The sequence below is a fragment of the Dongia sp. genome (assembly GCF_041906375.1).
GTDB lineage: Bacteria > Pseudomonadota > Alphaproteobacteria > Dongiales > Dongiaceae > Dongia.
Genome location: NZ_JAYRJJ010000001.1, coordinates 671,974 through 687,104, shown reverse-complemented (window position 1 = coordinate 687,104; position 15,131 = coordinate 671,974). Strand labels below are relative to the sequence as shown.

Annotated in this window: 14 protein-coding genes and 1 pseudogene; 5 read left to right on the top strand and 10 right to left on the bottom strand. The window is 61.9% G+C overall.

Translation table 11 applies throughout. The features are described from left to right. Positions 1-45 precede the first annotated feature (45 nt). Positions 46-639, bottom strand: a complete 594-nt coding sequence (locus ACE3OA_RS03155) for a hypothetical protein (protein WP_374307779.1) — start codon at positions 637-639, stop codon at positions 46-48. Positions 640-817: 178 nt separating this feature from the next. Between ACE3OA_RS03155 and ACE3OA_RS03150 the strand changes: the two genes are divergently transcribed. After that, positions 818-1,111 (top strand): helix-turn-helix domain-containing protein, encoded by a 294-nt coding sequence (locus ACE3OA_RS03150; RefSeq protein WP_374307777.1) that lies wholly within the window; start codon positions 818-820, stop codon positions 1,109-1,111. Here the strand turns inward: ACE3OA_RS03150 and ACE3OA_RS03145 are convergent. From ACE3OA_RS03145 to ACE3OA_RS03125, 5 genes are all read right to left on the bottom strand, one after another. Then, on the bottom strand, positions 1,096-1,305 hold the full coding sequence (locus ACE3OA_RS03145; RefSeq protein WP_374307775.1) for a hypothetical protein: 210 nt from the start codon (positions 1,303-1,305) through the stop codon (positions 1,096-1,098). The two genes, ACE3OA_RS03150 and ACE3OA_RS03145, sit on opposite strands and share 16 nt — an antisense overlap. Continuing rightward, on the bottom strand, positions 1,290-2,240 hold the full coding sequence (locus tag ACE3OA_RS03140) for a hypothetical protein (protein WP_374307773.1): 951 nt from the start codon (positions 2,238-2,240) through the stop codon (positions 1,290-1,292). Before ACE3OA_RS03140 ends, ACE3OA_RS03145 begins: the two co-directional genes overlap by 16 nt. Before the next feature lie 106 nt (positions 2,241-2,346). Then, positions 2,347-2,610 (bottom strand): hypothetical protein, encoded by a 264-nt coding sequence (locus ACE3OA_RS03135; protein WP_374307770.1) that lies wholly within the window; start codon positions 2,608-2,610, stop codon positions 2,347-2,349. Beyond that, positions 2,591-4,024 (bottom strand): hypothetical protein, encoded by a 1,434-nt coding sequence (locus ACE3OA_RS03130; RefSeq protein WP_374307768.1) that lies wholly within the window; start codon positions 4,022-4,024, stop codon positions 2,591-2,593. The genes ACE3OA_RS03135 and ACE3OA_RS03130 overlap by 20 nt, the downstream gene beginning before the upstream one ends. Before the next feature lie 210 nt (positions 4,025-4,234). Beyond that, positions 4,235-4,519, bottom strand: coding sequence for a hypothetical protein (locus tag ACE3OA_RS03125; protein WP_374307765.1), 285 nt, complete (start codon positions 4,517-4,519; stop codon positions 4,235-4,237). Between the two features lie 121 nt (positions 4,520-4,640). On the opposite strand from ACE3OA_RS03125, the gene ACE3OA_RS03120 reads away from it, so the two are divergent. From ACE3OA_RS03120 to msrA, 4 genes are all read left to right on the top strand, one after another. Next, on the top strand, positions 4,641-5,513 hold the full coding sequence (locus tag ACE3OA_RS03120) for an ImuA family protein (RefSeq protein WP_374307763.1): 873 nt from the start codon (positions 4,641-4,643) through the stop codon (positions 5,511-5,513). After that, the gene (locus ACE3OA_RS03115) at positions 5,401-6,981 is read left to right on the top strand and encodes a DNA polymerase Y family protein (RefSeq protein ID WP_374307761.1); all 1,581 of its coding nucleotides are present in this window, start codon (positions 5,401-5,403) and stop codon (positions 6,979-6,981) included. The genes ACE3OA_RS03120 and ACE3OA_RS03115 overlap by 113 nt, the downstream gene beginning before the upstream one ends. Continuing rightward, the gene (locus ACE3OA_RS03110) at positions 6,981-10,424 is read left to right on the top strand and encodes an error-prone DNA polymerase (protein ID WP_374307758.1); all 3,444 of its coding nucleotides are present in this window, start codon (positions 6,981-6,983) and stop codon (positions 10,422-10,424) included. Before ACE3OA_RS03115 ends, ACE3OA_RS03110 begins: the two co-directional genes overlap by 1 nt. Before the next feature lie 104 nt (positions 10,425-10,528). Then, positions 10,529-11,188, top strand: a complete 660-nt coding sequence (gene msrA, locus ACE3OA_RS03105) for a peptide-methionine (S)-S-oxide reductase MsrA (RefSeq protein WP_374307756.1) — start codon at positions 10,529-10,531, stop codon at positions 11,186-11,188. Here the strand turns inward: msrA and ACE3OA_RS03100 are convergent. The 4 genes and pseudogenes from ACE3OA_RS03100 to otsB all read right to left on the bottom strand — a co-directional run bounded on the left by ACE3OA_RS03100 (position 11,185) and on the right by otsB (position 15,118). Further along, on the bottom strand, positions 11,185-12,549 hold the full coding sequence (locus ACE3OA_RS03100; protein WP_374307754.1) for a trehalose-6-phosphate synthase: 1,365 nt from the start codon (positions 12,547-12,549) through the stop codon (positions 11,185-11,187). The genes msrA and ACE3OA_RS03100 overlap by 4 nt on opposite strands. Continuing rightward, a complete protein-coding gene (locus ACE3OA_RS03095) occupies positions 12,534-13,901 on the bottom strand; it encodes a glycoside hydrolase family 15 protein (RefSeq protein WP_374309200.1) in 1,368 nt (455 codons plus the stop codon). The genes ACE3OA_RS03100 and ACE3OA_RS03095 overlap by 16 nt, the downstream gene beginning before the upstream one ends. Positions 13,902-13,943: 42 nt before the next feature. Then, a pseudogene (locus ACE3OA_RS03090) lies at positions 13,944-14,327 on the bottom strand (trehalase-like domain-containing protein); the annotation flags it as partial. Between the two features lie 17 nt (positions 14,328-14,344). Next, positions 14,345-15,118: a trehalose-phosphatase gene (otsB, locus tag ACE3OA_RS03085; protein ID WP_374307752.1), complete on the bottom strand. Its 774-nt coding sequence runs from the start codon at positions 15,116-15,118 to the stop codon at positions 14,345-14,347. Positions 15,119-15,131 lie beyond the last annotated feature (13 nt).

Genomic DNA, 15,131 nt, shown 5'->3' with positions numbered 1-15,131 from the left:
CGGGACAAATTGGGCAGATGGTGACGCTTGCTTCTCATTCTGAGGTTAGATCGTCTTGAGCAGCAAAGCAGCTTCTAAACGCATCAGCCCGATTTTGCCCCGCCTCCAATGACCCGGCATATCCGGATTGCCACGTGCCCCGTTCGGATTGTTGCCGACATCGTAGAGCGCCTTCAGCTCTTTCGTCAGCCCCTCGACCGATATCTCGCCCGCAAGCTGGTCAATGACATGTCCGATCTCATGGCCATAGACGCCGGGGACGTCCGCTGGGTTCAGCTTGTTGGAGAGAATTACTTCTTTTGTGAGGCCGGTGTGTCGGTCATAAGGTACCGTACCGACATTCCGTCCAAGCCCTTCGCTGCCCGGCGCAACAATCTGAGTGTCTCGGCCCGTTCCTGCCTTTGCGATGGCGTTAAATTCCGCTGCCGGGAGGGCTTCGTCCGCTCCGCCAACCACGCTTCTGCCCACAATTCGTCCGCCGACTTCGAGCGGGTTTCCGTCGATGTCGCGGGTGAGGTTTCCGGCTGCGTCGTGTCGTCCTTGGGCATCTGGATAGTCCACTGAAAATGGCCGCTCCGTAGCGAGGCCATTGTACAGTTTTGCGCGGCGGGAAGCCAGGATTTCAGGGACTTCAGCCACTGTCGTGCCAGCGGTTGAGCTGCCTTGTCAGCTTGATGAAAAGCCGCTTCAGACCGGGATACTTTGCTGCGATGTCGTTGCCTCTATACGATGAAAAGCCCCGGCTGACGCGGTGATGCAAACTTGCAAAGCACCGCCGCTGACGGTCTAATAACTCGTTTGATATCGGGAGATGATCGTGACACCTGAACAGCTCAAAATGGCACGGCAAGAGATGGGGCTGACACAGCAACAGATGGCATTTATCCTCAAGTCTGATGTCAGCGATGTTCAAGGATGGGAGTCGGGTGCATGCCAAGTTCCCGGGCCAGTTCATGTGGCGATTTTTCTGCTTGAGCATTGCTGCGATATCAACCCGCAAGCTGACGGGTCGGTTTCGTACAGCAATCGCTACCTGAAGATTGCCGAACGCCTTGGCTATAAAGTGCCACCCGGTCACGATGGCCCGCTCCCGCCTCAAGGAGCAGCATAGTAGCCCACACCTTCCTCGTATAGCAGGCGTTCGGCGCCAACTAGGTCTGCCTCGGTGATGATGCCATCTGCTATCAGTCGCTCGATCCCGTCCGGATGCAGTGACTTTTCTGCGGGCCATGTGAAAAGTTTGCCGTTTTTCATTCGAATAGCGCGTAAGGTTTTCATGGCACTTTGATTCAATTGCTCGGCCAATTCCTTTTGCGTTGGGTTGTAAAAAACTCGACTGTTTCATCGGCCGCCCTTGCCAGTTCACGCGGTACGCGGCCCGACGCTGCCCACGGCATTCCTATTCCACCATGCGGCATGGCTTTAGCCGACATGGCGCCCCCACCCACCATCGTTAATGCGAGGTTCTGCGTTTCTTCGTCCGATATCGGATAGCCCTTTGACGCCACACCGGGCGTGACGAAGGCACGGGCCAGATCGTAAAGCAGTTGCGGCGCCTTCCATTGCGATATGTCCCAGGTCGGCACCCCGTCAGCGCCCCTCGGATCCGGTAGAATGTTAGCGCGGGGCGTGTCCGGGGACATGCCGAAGAGGAGCTCAACTTCCGCTTCGACCGGGGTCATTGGACGCATGGCCGTGGCGGCACTGGTGGCCACTCCTTCATCGACACTCAGAGCTGCAGCGCGCTTGAGACTTTCGACATCGACCTTCTTCAAGTCGATCGGAACGCCGGCCTTGGTGAAGGCTGCTTCGGTGCGGGCGAGGAGATCGCTATCATTCGCGGTGAGAGATTCACCGTTCTGAAGCTTTCCGATCGCCGAGATCAGCTGCGGCAACCGGTTCGCAGCCTCGGCACTTTGCTGGGCAAGGGTGTCCTCTGCGGCAACGCTTTCGGCCGCAGGCGTTATCGGCGCCTGCTTCGCATAACTCCGCGCCACCGCCTCGTCGATTTCCGGGTCGTTGTCATTGGCGACCATCGCTGCCGCGTCGCCTTGGGCGGCAGCCTTCTCCGTCGCCAGCTTGCGGCGCAGGGCCTGCACGTCGGGGCTTTCACGCGTGCCTTCATTGGCGGCGTAGAAGAACCCGTCGTCATAGCCGCGATAGATGCCGGCAATGCCGAGGGGGATCTCGCTGCCATCGGGCGCGCGGGTGGCCTGCTGCAGTTTCGGCTGGCTCGCCATCGGCAACGGGTCGCCGTTATGGGCCGATCCGGGATCGACGCCCGCCCGCGCGTAATGGAGGTTTGGTGTTTTTTAAAAGTATGTCGCGGACCTTTTCTCTCTTGCGTCACTCCACTTTCTTATCCGGATCCAAATCGGGAAATTGCCGGACGATATGCATTACTATTTCATAGCCGAGGGACTGCATGGCATTGGCTATTTGCCGGCGTATGAATTTGCGCTCGGTTTCGTCTTCGATCTGATACGTGATGCTCGTGAGTTCATTGAATGAGGGGTTCAGTCTCTGCAAAGCATCCATGAGAACCATTGCGGTATCACGCTTCATCACCCCCCCTTGCTGGATATTCCATTTAGAAATCGGAATATCCATGATCTTTTAAGCAATCTCGCACACACCTGCGCCACCGTGCGCTCATATCAGATCCTTCACCAGGCAACTGATGCGGATTGTTTTCGTAAATGTCCGTACAAAGGTTGCGGCAGAATTCATATGCTTCATCGCGATCAGGTTGCGCATCTTCGTTGGGCTTACCACGAAGCAAATTAAACAGCCACTGCCTAATAGCTGGGGTAATTTCTAGACTGACAGGCGTTGTTTCGTCCAATACAGTTGAAGCTTCGGCTGGGATCGGCTCCGTCGTTTCAAGTTTTTCGCTGACGGATGTTTCGCTAGCTCCAAATTTTGAAACAATCTCTTTCGAAAGCATCGCTTCCTCTTTGGTCGGCAGTTCTCCTTTTCTTAATTTGGCGATCAAAGATGAGTAAGTTTGGTAATTTTCGACGATCAAGTGTTTGAGCGAGGAATCCGATGCGCTAGCTTGCGTCGCTTCCGAACTTGGATTGAATGCTTTTGGGGCAGCGAGAAGATGAGTATTTGAAATCTGCTCCATCGAGTTGGGCGGGCGCACAGTAGTTTCCATACTCGGCATTTCCCGTATTGTTTCTACCTTCTCGCGATCGATATCGGCCGACTTCGGTTGGACGGCCGGCTTCTGATATAAACTTGACACCTCATCCGCTTCGGGACCTTGAGTATTGGATGTCATAGCCGCCAGGAATCCGCCAACCAATGCCGTAAAGGTAGCCGCGCCCAAGGCGACCGTGCCAACAGCAGCTTGTTCCAGCAAGGCGCCGACAGCTACCGCGCCCGTACGTAGGCCAGTAAGTGATGCACCCCCTGCAGGAATAGCGAGTGTCGCACCGGCGATAGCCGGCGAAGTTGGTTCGATCGCGCCTGCATTGAGGCTGTCGACAGATTTCGAAGGGTTGGCGGCGCGCTCGGTAGCTTGTTTGAGGCGCGTCACATCGACCTTCTTCAAGTCAATCGGAACGCCAGCCTTGGCGAAGGCTGCTTCGGTGCGGGCGAGGAGATCGCTATCATCCGCGGTGAGAGATTCACCGTTCTGAAGCTTTCCGATCGCCGCGATCAGTTGCGGCAACCGGTTCGCAGCCTCGGCACTTTGCTGGGCAAGGGTGTCCTCTGCGGCAACGCTTTCGGCCGCAGGCGTTATCGGCGCCTGCTTCGCATAACTCCGCGCCACCGCCTCGTCGATTTCCGGGGCGTTGTCATTGGCGACCATCGCTGCCGCGTCGCCTTGGGCGGCAGCCTTCTCCGTCGCCAGCTTGCGGCGCAGGGCCTGCACGTCGGGGCTTTCACGCGTGCCTTCATTGGCGGCGTAGAAGAACCCGTCGTCATAGCCGCGATAGATGCCGGGGATGCCGAGGGGAATCTCGCTGCCATCGGGTGCGCGGGTGGCCTGCTGCAGTTTCGGCTGGCTCGCCATCGGCAGCGGGTCGCCGTTATGGGCCGATTTGGGATCGACGCCCACCCGGGCGTAATGGAGATTGAGCGCATGCGCATCCGGGCGGTCGTCGCGCGCTTCATGCGGGCGGCCGAAAGGGTATTTGAGCGGTACTTTGGTGATGTCGACCAGTTGTTCGACCGGCTTGGGCGCTGCCCCGAGATAGACGTCGATCGCATCCTGGCCCTGGGCCTAGTTTGCGGCAACGCGCGTGTCGGTTTTGTAGAGCCGGCCGTCCACCTCGAAATGCTGTGCGTCCGGTTTCCGGCCCGTTTCCTGGAAAGCCTTCTGTGTCGTCCAGGCGGCCGGACGAGCTTCGGTCCAACCTTCCGGGTTAATGCCCTGGGCATGGAGGGCAGTCGCCAGTTTTAGCTTTTCAGCGTTTTCCGGTACGACTTCAGCGCCTTCAAGCGGTTGTGTTTCCTCGCTCTTCTTCGCCAGAATTGCGGCACTCTTACTGGGAATCGGTCTAAGCATGCTGGCACCTCCCACAGATTGATAACGTAAATTACATCACGCAAAATACCTGCGTCAACCAAAATGTTCGTTTTATGTTCTCATGCCTTGACTCTCCTCCAAATGAGAACAAAAACAAAACATGACCCAAGCCCGCGCCACGCCCCAACTGCCCTCCGCCCCCGCGCCCCAGCCGATGGGCCTGGCGGCCCTGCGCCGTCAGATCGCCCTTCTGGAGAAGCTGCCGCAGGCCGGGATGGGTGATCCCGCGCGCCCACGCGCGCTCAGCTGGGGCCTTGGCGCCATCGATCTCCACCTCCCCGGGGGCGGCTTGGCGCTCGGCGCCTTGCATGAATTTGCCGGCGAGGGAGTGGATCTTGAGGAAGCGAGCCTGGCCGCCGCGGCCCTCGCGCGGCTGATCGGCCGGCGGCTGCGGCATGATTTGAACAGCAGCGTCCTTTGGGTCGGCCGGCAGCGCGATCTTTATGCCCGCGCGCTGCCGCAGGCCGGGCTCGACCCCGACCGGCTGCTGCATCTTGAGGTGCGGCGCAATGCCGATGCGCTCTGGGCGCTGGAGGAGGCCTTGCGCTGCCGCAGCCTCAGCGCCGTGGTGGGTGAAGTGGCAGCACTCGATCTCACCCAGAGCCGGCGATTGCAATTGGCGGCGGAGAAAAGCGGCGTGCCGGCGCTCATCATCCGCCGCGGCGGCAGGGCTGCCGAATTGCGCGCCTTGGCCCACCAGCCGAGCGCGGCCCTTACCCGCTGGCGCATCGGCCCGGCGCCTTCTGTCGGTGTTGCCGCCCCGCCGCATCCCATCCTGCCCGGACCGCCTTGCTGGCGCGTCGAATTATGGCGCTGCCGCGGTGGGCGACCCGCAACCTGGCTTATCGAGGAGCATGAAGATGGATGGCGAGAAGCGGCGTTTCCTCAGCCTGTTCCTGCCCCATTGGCCGACCGATTGCTGGCACCGCCAGAACACCCGGCGGATATCCGGCAAAAACGCGCCAGCGGCTGAAGCCCCGCTGCTGCTGGTCCGAAGCAGCGGCAATCTGCGCCTGGTCCATGCCGCCGATGATGTGGCGCTGGCGCGCGGGCTCTTTCCGGGCCAGCGCCTCGCTGACGCCCTGGCCTGCGTGCCGGAAGCGCGCGTCGAACCCGCCGATCCCGGCGGCGATCTGGCGCGGCTGCATCAATTGGCGCAATGGGCGACACGCTTCACGCCCCATGCCGCACCCGATGCACCGGACGGGCTCATGCTCGACATCACCGGCTGCGCGCATCTCTGGGGCGGCGAGGACAGGCTGATGGCGGACGCCTTGATGCGCCTTGCGCGCCAAGGCTTCGCCGCGCGCGGAGCCATCGCCGGCACGATCGGCGCCGCCTGGGCCAGTTCGCGTTTCGGGGGCCCAATATCTGACAATGAGCGATCCATTATTCCATCCGGCAGCATTTCGACAGCGCTCCATACCCTGCCCGTGCGCGCCCTGCGCCTTGATGAAGCCACGGCCGCGGGGCTCGATCGTCTGGGCCTGCGGCGCATCGGCGATCTCTATCCACTGCCGCGTGCCGATCTTGCCAAGCGCTTCGGCGCGAGCCTGCTCGGCCGTCTCGACCAGGCTTTGGGCTATGTGGCGGAAAGCCTTTCGCCGCTGTCACCGGCACCCGATCACCGCGTCAGCCTCGTCTTCGCCGAGCCGATCTCGGCGCCGGAATCCCTGGCGCGCGCCAGCGAATTGCTGCTCGGCAAGCTGCTCAGCGAGTTGGAGACGCAGGAACTGGGGGCGCGGCGCCTCGGCCTCGTCGCCCATCGCCTCGATGACGAAGCGCCCGGCCTCATCATCGGGACAGCGCGCCCCAGCCGCGACCAGAAACATCTGCAGCGCCTCATCGCCGAGAAACTGGAATCGCTCGACCCCGGCCCCGGCATCGAGCGCATGAGCCTGAGCGCATTGGTGGCTGAGAAGATGACGGCGACCCAGGCCGATTTCGACCGGCGCAGCCATCAGGTGGCGGCAGCCGATCTTGCCCCCCTTGTCGACCGCCTTACCAATCGGTTGGGGCCCGGCAGCGTCACCGTTCCGCGCCCCGTCGCCAGCCACCTGCCCGAACGCGCAATCGCTTTCGTACCGCCGTTGCAGAAGCAGAAGTCCAATGAGCGGCCAGGTGATTGGTCGACCGACCTGCCGCCGCGTCCCATCCGCCTGTTCTCGCCGCCGGAACCGATCGAAGCCCTGGCGCCTGTGCCCGACGACCCACCCCTCTCCTTCCGCTGGCGCCATGTCCAGCACCGCGTCGCCAAGGCGGAAGGGCCCGAGCGCATCCGTCCCGAATGGTGGCAAGCGATGGATGACGGCAAGGAGACCCGCGACTATTACCGCGTCGAGATCGAGGACGGGCGGCGCTTCTGGCTCTATCGCAGCGGCCTTTACGCCCAGGACACGGCGCGCCCGCCGCGCTGGTTCCTGCATGGGATCTTCGCCTGATGCGTGGCAGCAAGGTCATCCCCCTCCCCATCGCACCGCGCGAACCTCGCGCGGCGGTGACGGAGGGCGGCTATGTCGAGCTTTCCGCCATGACCAATTACTGCTTCCTTGAGGCGGCCTCCCATGCCGGAGAACTGGCGGTGACGGCAGCGGCGCTGGGCATGCGAGCACTCGGCATCGCCGACCGCAACTCGCTCTCCGGCATCGTGCGCGCTCATGTCGCCTGCAAGGAAGCCGGCATCCGCCTCATCGTGGGCTGCCGCTTGAGCTTTCGCGATGCGCCGGACATCCTCGCCTATCCGGTCGACCGCGCGGCCTATGGACGTCTCTGTGAACTCCTCACCCTCGGGCGCCGGCGCGCGCCCAAGGGCCACTGCCATCTCGACTATGCTGATTTCGTGGCCGTGAAGGCGGGATTCCTGGCCATCGTCGTGCCGCCTCTTACCCCTCACCCCAACCCCTCTCCCCAAAGGGGCGAGGGGCGTGAAATACACTCGATCAAAACTCCCTCGCCCCGCGAAAGCGGGGAGAGGGTCGGGGTGAGGGGTGGAAAAGACAGATCCACTCTCCCCAGCTTCCTTCACCGCTTCCGTGACGATTTCGGCGCGGCCGGCTATCTCGCCCTTGCGCATCTCTATCGCGGTGACGATGCGCGGCGCTTGCGGGCATTGCAGAGGTTGGCCGATGAGGCAGGTCTTCCCACCATCACCATCAACGAGGTGCGGCATCATCTGCCCGCCCGCAAGACCTTGTTCGATGTGCTCACCTGCGTCCGCCATGGCTGCACCATCGACAATGCCGGCTACCGCCTGGAGAAGAATGCCGAGCGGCATCTGAAGGACGCCGCTGAAATGCGCCGCCTGTTCCGCGGCCTTGAGGATGCGGTGACGCGCAGCGAGGAGATCGCCGCGTGCTGCACCTTCTCGCTCGATGAACTCAAATACGAATATCCGGATGAAGTGGTGACGCCGGGCGAAACACCGCTCGAAAGCCTCAAGCGTTTCACCTGGGAGGGAGCGGAATGGCGGTATGGCAAGAACATCTCGCCCCATATCCGGCACCAGCTCGAACACGAATTCACCCTCATCGAGGAAATGGACTATGCGCGCTATTTCCTCACCGTGCGCGATATCGTGCGGGAAGCGCGCCGCCTCGGCATCCTGCACCAAGGGCGCGGGTCGGCGGCCAATTCCATCGTCTGCTATTGCCTCGACATCACCGCCATCGACCCGATCAAGCACGACCTTCTCTTCGAGCGCTTCATCAGCACGGCGCGCAACGAGCCGCCCGATATCGACGTCGATTTCGAGCATGAGCGGCGCGAGGAGATCATCCAGTACATCTACGAAAAATACGGCCGCCACCGCGCCGGCCTCACCGCCACCATCATCTGTTATCGCTCGCGCGGCGCCTTGCGCGATGTGGGGCGCGTCATGGGCTTGTCCGAGGACGTCATCAGCCGCCTGTCCAAAACCATCTGGGGCTGGTCGATGCGGGCGATCTCCGACCAGCAGATTCGCGATGCCGGCCTGGACCCAGACGACCGGCGTCTGCGCCTGACGCTCGACCTCGCCCAGGAACTGACCGGCATGCCGCGCCATCTCTCGCAGCATGTCGGCGGCTTCGTCATTTCCAAGGGGCCGCTCTCCAGTCTCGTTCCCATCGAGAATGCGGCGATGGAGAACCGCACCGTCATCCAATGGGACAAGGACGATCTCGATGCGTTGAAGCTGTTGAAAGTGGATGTGCTGGCACTCGGCATGCTGACTTGCGTCAGGAAGGCGTTCGACCTCATCGCCCACATCGAGGGTCGCCCGTTGGAACTGGCCAACATCCCGCAGGACGATGCCGCCACCTATGACATGCTGTGCGCGGCGGATACGATCGGCGTCTTCCAGGTCGAAAGCCGCGCCCAGATGACCATGCTGCCGCGCCTCAAGCCCCGCAATCTCTACGATCTCGTCATCGAAGTAGCGATCGTGCGGCCGGGGCCGATCCAGGGCGACATGGTGCACCCATACTTACGCCGGCGCGAGGGCAAGGAGCCATCCGATTCCCCCAGCGAGGAACTGCGCGCCATCCTCGACAAGACCAAGGGCGTGCCCCTGTTCCAGGAACAGGTGATGAAGATCGCCATCGTCGCCGCCGACTTTACGCCCGGCGAGGCCGACCAGCTGCGCCGTGCCATGGCGACCTTCAAGAAGACCGGCACCATCGAAACCTTCCGCGACAAGTTCATCGGCGGCATGCTGAAGAAGAATTACAGCCTCGATTTCGCCGAACGCTGCTTCCGCCAGATCGAAGGCTTCGGCAATTACGGCTTTCCGGAAAGCCATGCGGCGAGCTTTGCCCTGCTGGTTTCGGTCTCCGCCTGGCTGAAATGCCATTACCCCTCGATCTTCGCCGCAGCTCTCCTCAACAGCCAGCCGATGGGCTTCTACGCGCCGGCCCAGATCATCCACGATGCCGATGAGCATGGCGTTGTCATCCTGCCGGCCGACGTCAATTTGAGCGGTTGGGATTACGACGTGGAACGCGTGAAGGCGCGCCCGCCCTTGCGCAACCGCCGCGACCGGCTGGCTGTGGCCGAAGTCAATCGCCATGACAAGCATCTCGGCCTGCGCATAGGCCTGCGCCAGATCGACGGACTGCGCGAGGTGGAGATCCAGCGTCTCGTTGCCTTGCGCGGCGAGGGTTATGCCAGCATCGACGATCTGTGGCGCCGTGCCGGCCTCACCCCGGCGATACTTACCCGCCTCGCCGAAGCCGATTGCTTCCGCTCGCTGGGCCTCGACCGCCGCCAGGCCTTGTGGGCGGTGAAGGCGCTGGGCGAGGCGCCGCTGCCGCTTCTGGCCCGGCTTGAGGCAGCGCCGGAGGCACCCGCACCCCTGCCGGAGATGCCCCTTTCCCAGCATGTGATCGAGGATTACCGCACCCAGCATCTCTCGCTGAAGCAACACCCGCTTTCCTTCCTGCGTGAGATCTTGCGCCGGCGCGGCATCATTCCCTGCCATCAGTTGCCCCATCTCAAGAACGGCCAGCGCGTCTTCGTGGCCGGCCTGGTGCTGGTGCGCCAGCAACCGGGGACCGCCAGCGGCGTCATCTTCATGACGCTGGAGGATGAGCATGGCATCGCCAATCTGGTCGTCTGGCCGCGTGTCTTTGCGCAATACCGGCCGATCGTCATGGGAGCAGGCCTGGTCGGCTGCACGGGCCGCGTCCAGACCGAGGGCAAGGCGCCGCATCAGGTGATCCATGTGGTGGCCGACCGCCTCATTGACATGACCGACCTGCTGCACGGCCTCAAGGAAGCAGATGCACCGGCCGGGAATCCGCCGATCACCCCACCCACGGCGCGGGCCGATGAAGTCAAGCGCCCCGGTCGCGATCCGCGCGCGCAGCAGAAGCCCGCCCTCATCACCCGCAGCCGCGACTTCCACTAAGCCCCTTCATGCCTTGCGGGCATGGACACGATATCCTGTAACGGCCTTGGCAGCGGGACCGTATCGGCCCATATAGGACCCACGCCAGGAACGGAGATCCACCGATGTTCAGTTTCGCCCGCAAGCCTATCGCCCTGCCCGATGCCGACAATGCGCTGCCCGGCCGCAGCACGACGATGCCGCTCCCGAACCCGCATCTCATCACCGGCCACAAGCTGACCGGCCCCTACCCCGCCGGACTCGAAGTCGCCGATTTCGCCCTGGGCTGCTTCTGGGGTGCGGAACGCAAATTCTGGCAGCTGCCTGGCGTCTATGTGACCGCCGTCGGCTATCAGGGCGGCGTCACCTCCAATGCTTCCTATGAGGAAGTCTACAGCGGCATGACCGGCCATACCGAGGCCGTCCGCGTGGTCTATGACCCGGCCAAGATTTCCTACGAAATGCTGCTGAAGACATTCTGGGAAAGCCACAATCCCACCCAGGGCATGCGCCAGGGGAATGATGTCGGCACACAGTATCGCAGCGCCATCTTTACCCATTCGACCGCGCAGCAGGATACGGCCATCGCCAGCCGCGATGCCTATCAGGCCGCCTTGGTGCAAGCCGGCAGGCGCGATCCCATCACCACCGAGATCGCCGCGGCACCGCCTTTCTATTTCGCCGAGGATTACCACCAGCAATATCTGGCCAAGAATCCCGGCGGCTATTGCGGCCTCGGCGGCACCGGCGTTTCCTGCCCCATCGGCACGGGCATCGAGGCCTAAGCCGCGAGTGCTGCCAGGAAGTTGCGGCAATAGCTCTCCGCCGTCGTCGTGAAGACTCTTGCACGCAGGCGCTCCATCCGGTCCTGCCGTTCTTCCAGCGGCATGACCAGCGCCTGGTGCATCGCCTCGGTGATCTCCGCAGGATCATATGGATTGACGATGAGCGCTTCGGAAAGCTCCTCGGCGGCACCGGCGAAGCGCGACAGGATGAGGACGCCCGGATCGTTGTAATCCTGCGCGGCGATAAATTCCTTGGCCACCAGATTCATGCCGTCGCGCAAGGGCGTCACCAGCCCCACCCGTGCCGCACGATAGAAGCCCGCGAGCATGGCCCGGCTGACCGGCCGAGTCATGTAGCGCAACGGCACCCAATCGAATTCGGCAAAGCGCCCGTTGATGTTGCCGGCCTTGCGGTCGAGTTCGCGGCGCAGTGCCTGGTATTCCGACACATCCTCCCGGCTCTTCGCCGCCACCTGCAGGTAACTCACCTTCTGTCGATGCTCTGGATATTCATGCAGCAGCTTGCCGAAGGCGGTGAAGCGGTTGGGCAGGCCCTTGGAATAGTCGAGCCGGTCGACGCCGATGACGAGATCGCGCCCGACAAGGCTGGAGAGCAGCCGCCGCGTTTCCGCCGAACGTTCCGCCTTCGTCGCCATGGCGGCAAAGGCACGCGCATCGATCCCGATCGGATTGGCAATGGCCCGCGACGTGCCGTCAGCTGTCACCAGCAGACCGTCGCCATCCGGTTCCATGCCCAGCACCTGTTTGACCGCATCCAGGAAATCGCGCCGATGCTCCTCGGTCTGCAGCCCCACCACGTCATAGGCCAGGAACGCCCGCAGCAAAGCCTCGCCCTGCGGCAGGGCCGCAAACAGGCTCGCTGGCACGAAGGGAATATGCAGGAAGAAACCCAGCCTGTTGCGCACTCCCAAACGGCGCAATTCGGCGCCGAGCGGGATCAAATGATAGTCATGAATCCAGACGATATCGTCGGGCCGCAATTCCATCGCCAGCGCCGCCGCGAAGGTCCGATTGACCGAAAAATAACCCTCCAGATCCTCGCGCTTGAAATCGATGAGGCCGAGGCGGAAATGCAGCAAAGGCCACAAGGTCGAATTGGCATAGCCGACATAAAATCGGTCGTAGTCATCCTGGCTGAGGTCGATCGTGGCATAGGTGACCCCGCCCGATTCCACCTTGCGCACCGGATTGTGGGCATTACCCGAGATCGCGCCGCTCCAGCCGAACCACAATCCGCCATCCTTCAACGCATCGGCGATACCCACGGCAAGGCCGCCGGCACGCACGCCGCGCTCATTGGGCAGAGGTACACGGTTAGAAACGATTACGACGCGCGCCATAATCCCTCCTCCCAACTCCGGCTGAGGCGCATGGCGGAGAGAATCGTGCCGACCATCGAAAATGTCTGCGGGAAATTCCCCCATAGGATCCCATTCTTGCCGTCAAGATCTTCCGACAGCAGGCCCAGATGATTGCGTCGCGCCAATATACGGCGGAACATTTCCTCCGCCTGCGTCCGCCGGCCCACGGCCACCAGCGCATCGATGAACCACAGGCTGCAGACCAAGAAGGCTGTTTCCGGCCTTCCGAAATCATCTGGCGCGTCATAGCGCATAATGAGACCGTCATGCATCAGCCGCTCCTCAACCACCTCCATCGTGCGCAGGAAGCGCGGGTCATCGTAGCGCAGCAGGCCGATCTCCGGCAGCGTCAGCACGGCGGCATCGCAGACATCGCTGTCGAATGCGCCCGCCAGCCAGCCATCGGTGGCCGATGTCGCCCGCTCAAGAATCTTGCTGCGCAGATCGCTGGCCAGTTTCAGCCAGCGATCGCGGTCTTCTATCTCGCCGACGCGACCGGCGATAAGTCCGAGACGATGCAAGGCGGCCCAGCACATTGCCGCGGAATGAGTATGGATGCTGGTACGTTCGCGATACTCCCACAACCCCGCGTCCGGCGCCAAGGCAGAGGCGGCCGCCAGATCGCCGATCGGACGCAATTGCCGATAAAGATCGAGGTCGCCGATCTTGGGCAAGCGCTCGTCATAAAACATCTGCGCCGCTGTAAGAATGATCGAACCATAGCCGTCGTGCTGGCGCTGGATCACCGCCGCATTGCCCACACGCACTGGCCCCATGCCCAGGAAGCCAGCCAGGGCAGGTGCTTCGCGTTCCGTCAAATCGGTTCCAGGCACAATCGGGTAGAGTGGCACTTCCGGCGAAATTCCGGCACTCAGCACCGCATTGAGGATATACCTCACATGGCATTCCATCGTGCGCGTTGCGCCAAGTCGATTGAGCGCCGTCACCGTGAAATAGGAATCACGCAGCCAGCAATAGCGGTAATCCCAATTGCGGCCCGAATGCGGCGCCTCGGGCACCGAAGTCGTCAGGGCGGCCACGATGGCGCCCGTATCCTCGAAGGTACAGAGCTTAAGCGTAATTGCCGCCCGGATGACGGCTTCCTGATAGTCGAAAGGTACCGCCAAATCGCGCACCCAATCGCGCCAATAGCTTGCCGTCTGCTCGAGGAATTCGTTGACCAACTGCGCCGGGGCTTCGGGAATTGATTCATCGGTGCCGATGATGAGATTGATCGGTCGGTCGAGCAGGAATTCCACCTCGTCCGCCAAATAGCTGACCGGCATGTCTGTGGTGACGCGCAGCGTGCTCTCACCTGCAACGAATCGCAAATGGTTGCTGCCTACGATTTTGCGTGGCCGGGCTTCGCCATATTCGAAGGTCGGCCGGATGCGGACCTTGATGCAACAGCGCCCGCTCAGGGGCTCAATGCGACGGATCAGCATCGGTGGACAAAAGAATCGACTGAAACGGATGAAGCGCGGCGCGAAATCCGTGATGCGCGCGGAGCCGCCGTTGGCGTCCGTGAAAAGCGTCTCCAGGATCGGTGTGTTGCGCTGATACGCTTGCCCTCTGACCTCGCCGCCATTGATCAGGACATCGGCGAATCCGCCAACCGGATCGGTACCGTTCAGCAGCGCATTGAACAACGGATCGCCATCAAAGCGTGGAAAGCAGAACCACTGATGCCGCGCGGCACGATCGATCAGGCTGGCGACTGTTCCATTGCCGATTACACCCAGATCAAGTTGCGCCATTCAATGCCCCGCCCTGCTCAATGCCCCGTCCTGCCGTCTACTTTGCTTTCATGATGTTTCGCCAGATCGCCCAACCAGGACCGCACGCGCGCGGGTTCACCAGCAAAGGCGTCGGCCACACGCAGCCCCAGGCCGCCGAGGCTGTCCGCAGCGGCAATCGCATCTTCATCGGTCACATCGTCGCCGATGAACAAGGGCACCCGCCCCGAGAACGGCGGCTGGGCCATCAGTCGTCGCAACGCTTCGCCCTTGTTGATCGAACGATGTCGCAATTCACGCGCCAGCAAGGCTGGCAGAATCTCGAACGTCGGATCGCTCTCGACCAATTGCTCCAGCAGTGCAATCACCGGCACGCCCAGTTTCGGATTGGCGCGGTAATGCAATGCCAGGCCATGCGACTTTTCTTCAACCAGAACGCCCGGCCAATTCTCGGCCTGCTGATGAATCATCTGCCTCCAATGCGCTGGAACTACCGTATCGATATTAGCTTCGGCGACCTCGCCGTTCGGTAGACGCAGAACTGCACCATGTTCTCCACCGGCAGCGACGAGCAAAGGATGCAGCAAACGATCAATCGCGCGCATCGATCGCCCCGACAGAATGGCCAACGCCCCGTCGAGGCCGGTGCGTAGCGTCGCCAACGTATCGACAAGATGTTTCGGCACCAGAACGGATTCCGGCGATGCGGCGATGTCGAGCAAGGTGCCATCAAGATCGAGAAACAGCGCCCATGCGCCCAGATCGACTTTTTCCGGTTGCGGCGGCAATTTTTGATTTGTTTGCAACATCATAAAAGTATGAATG

Coding starts and splice junctions, on each gene's coding strand:
- ACE3OA_RS03140 (WP_374307773.1), bottom strand. CDS start 2,240: ATGGCGAGCCAGCCGAAACTGCAGCAGGCCACCCGCGCGCCCGATGGC.
- ACE3OA_RS03135 (WP_374307770.1), bottom strand. CDS start 2,610: ATGGATATTCCGATTTCTAAATGGAATATCCAGCAAGGGGGGGTGATG.
- ACE3OA_RS03130 (WP_374307768.1), bottom strand. CDS start 4,024: ATGGCGAGCCAGCCGAAACTGCAGCAGGCCACCCGCGCACCCGATGGC.
- ACE3OA_RS03125 (WP_374307765.1), bottom strand. CDS start 4,519: ATGCTTAGACCGATTCCCAGTAAGAGTGCCGCAATTCTGGCGAAGAAG.
- ACE3OA_RS03120 (WP_374307763.1), top strand. CDS start 4,641: ATGACCCAAGCCCGCGCCACGCCCCAACTGCCCTCCGCCCCCGCGCCC.
- ACE3OA_RS03115 (WP_374307761.1), top strand. CDS start 5,401: ATGGATGGCGAGAAGCGGCGTTTCCTCAGCCTGTTCCTGCCCCATTGG.
- ACE3OA_RS03110 (WP_374307758.1), top strand. CDS start 6,981: ATGCGTGGCAGCAAGGTCATCCCCCTCCCCATCGCACCGCGCGAACCT.
- msrA (WP_374307756.1), top strand. CDS start 10,529: ATGTTCAGTTTCGCCCGCAAGCCTATCGCCCTGCCCGATGCCGACAAT.
- ACE3OA_RS03100 (WP_374307754.1), bottom strand. CDS start 12,549: ATGGCGCGCGTCGTAATCGTTTCTAACCGTGTACCTCTGCCCAATGAG.
- otsB (WP_374307752.1), bottom strand. CDS start 15,118: ATGATGTTGCAAACAAATCAAAAATTGCCGCCGCAACCGGAAAAAGTC.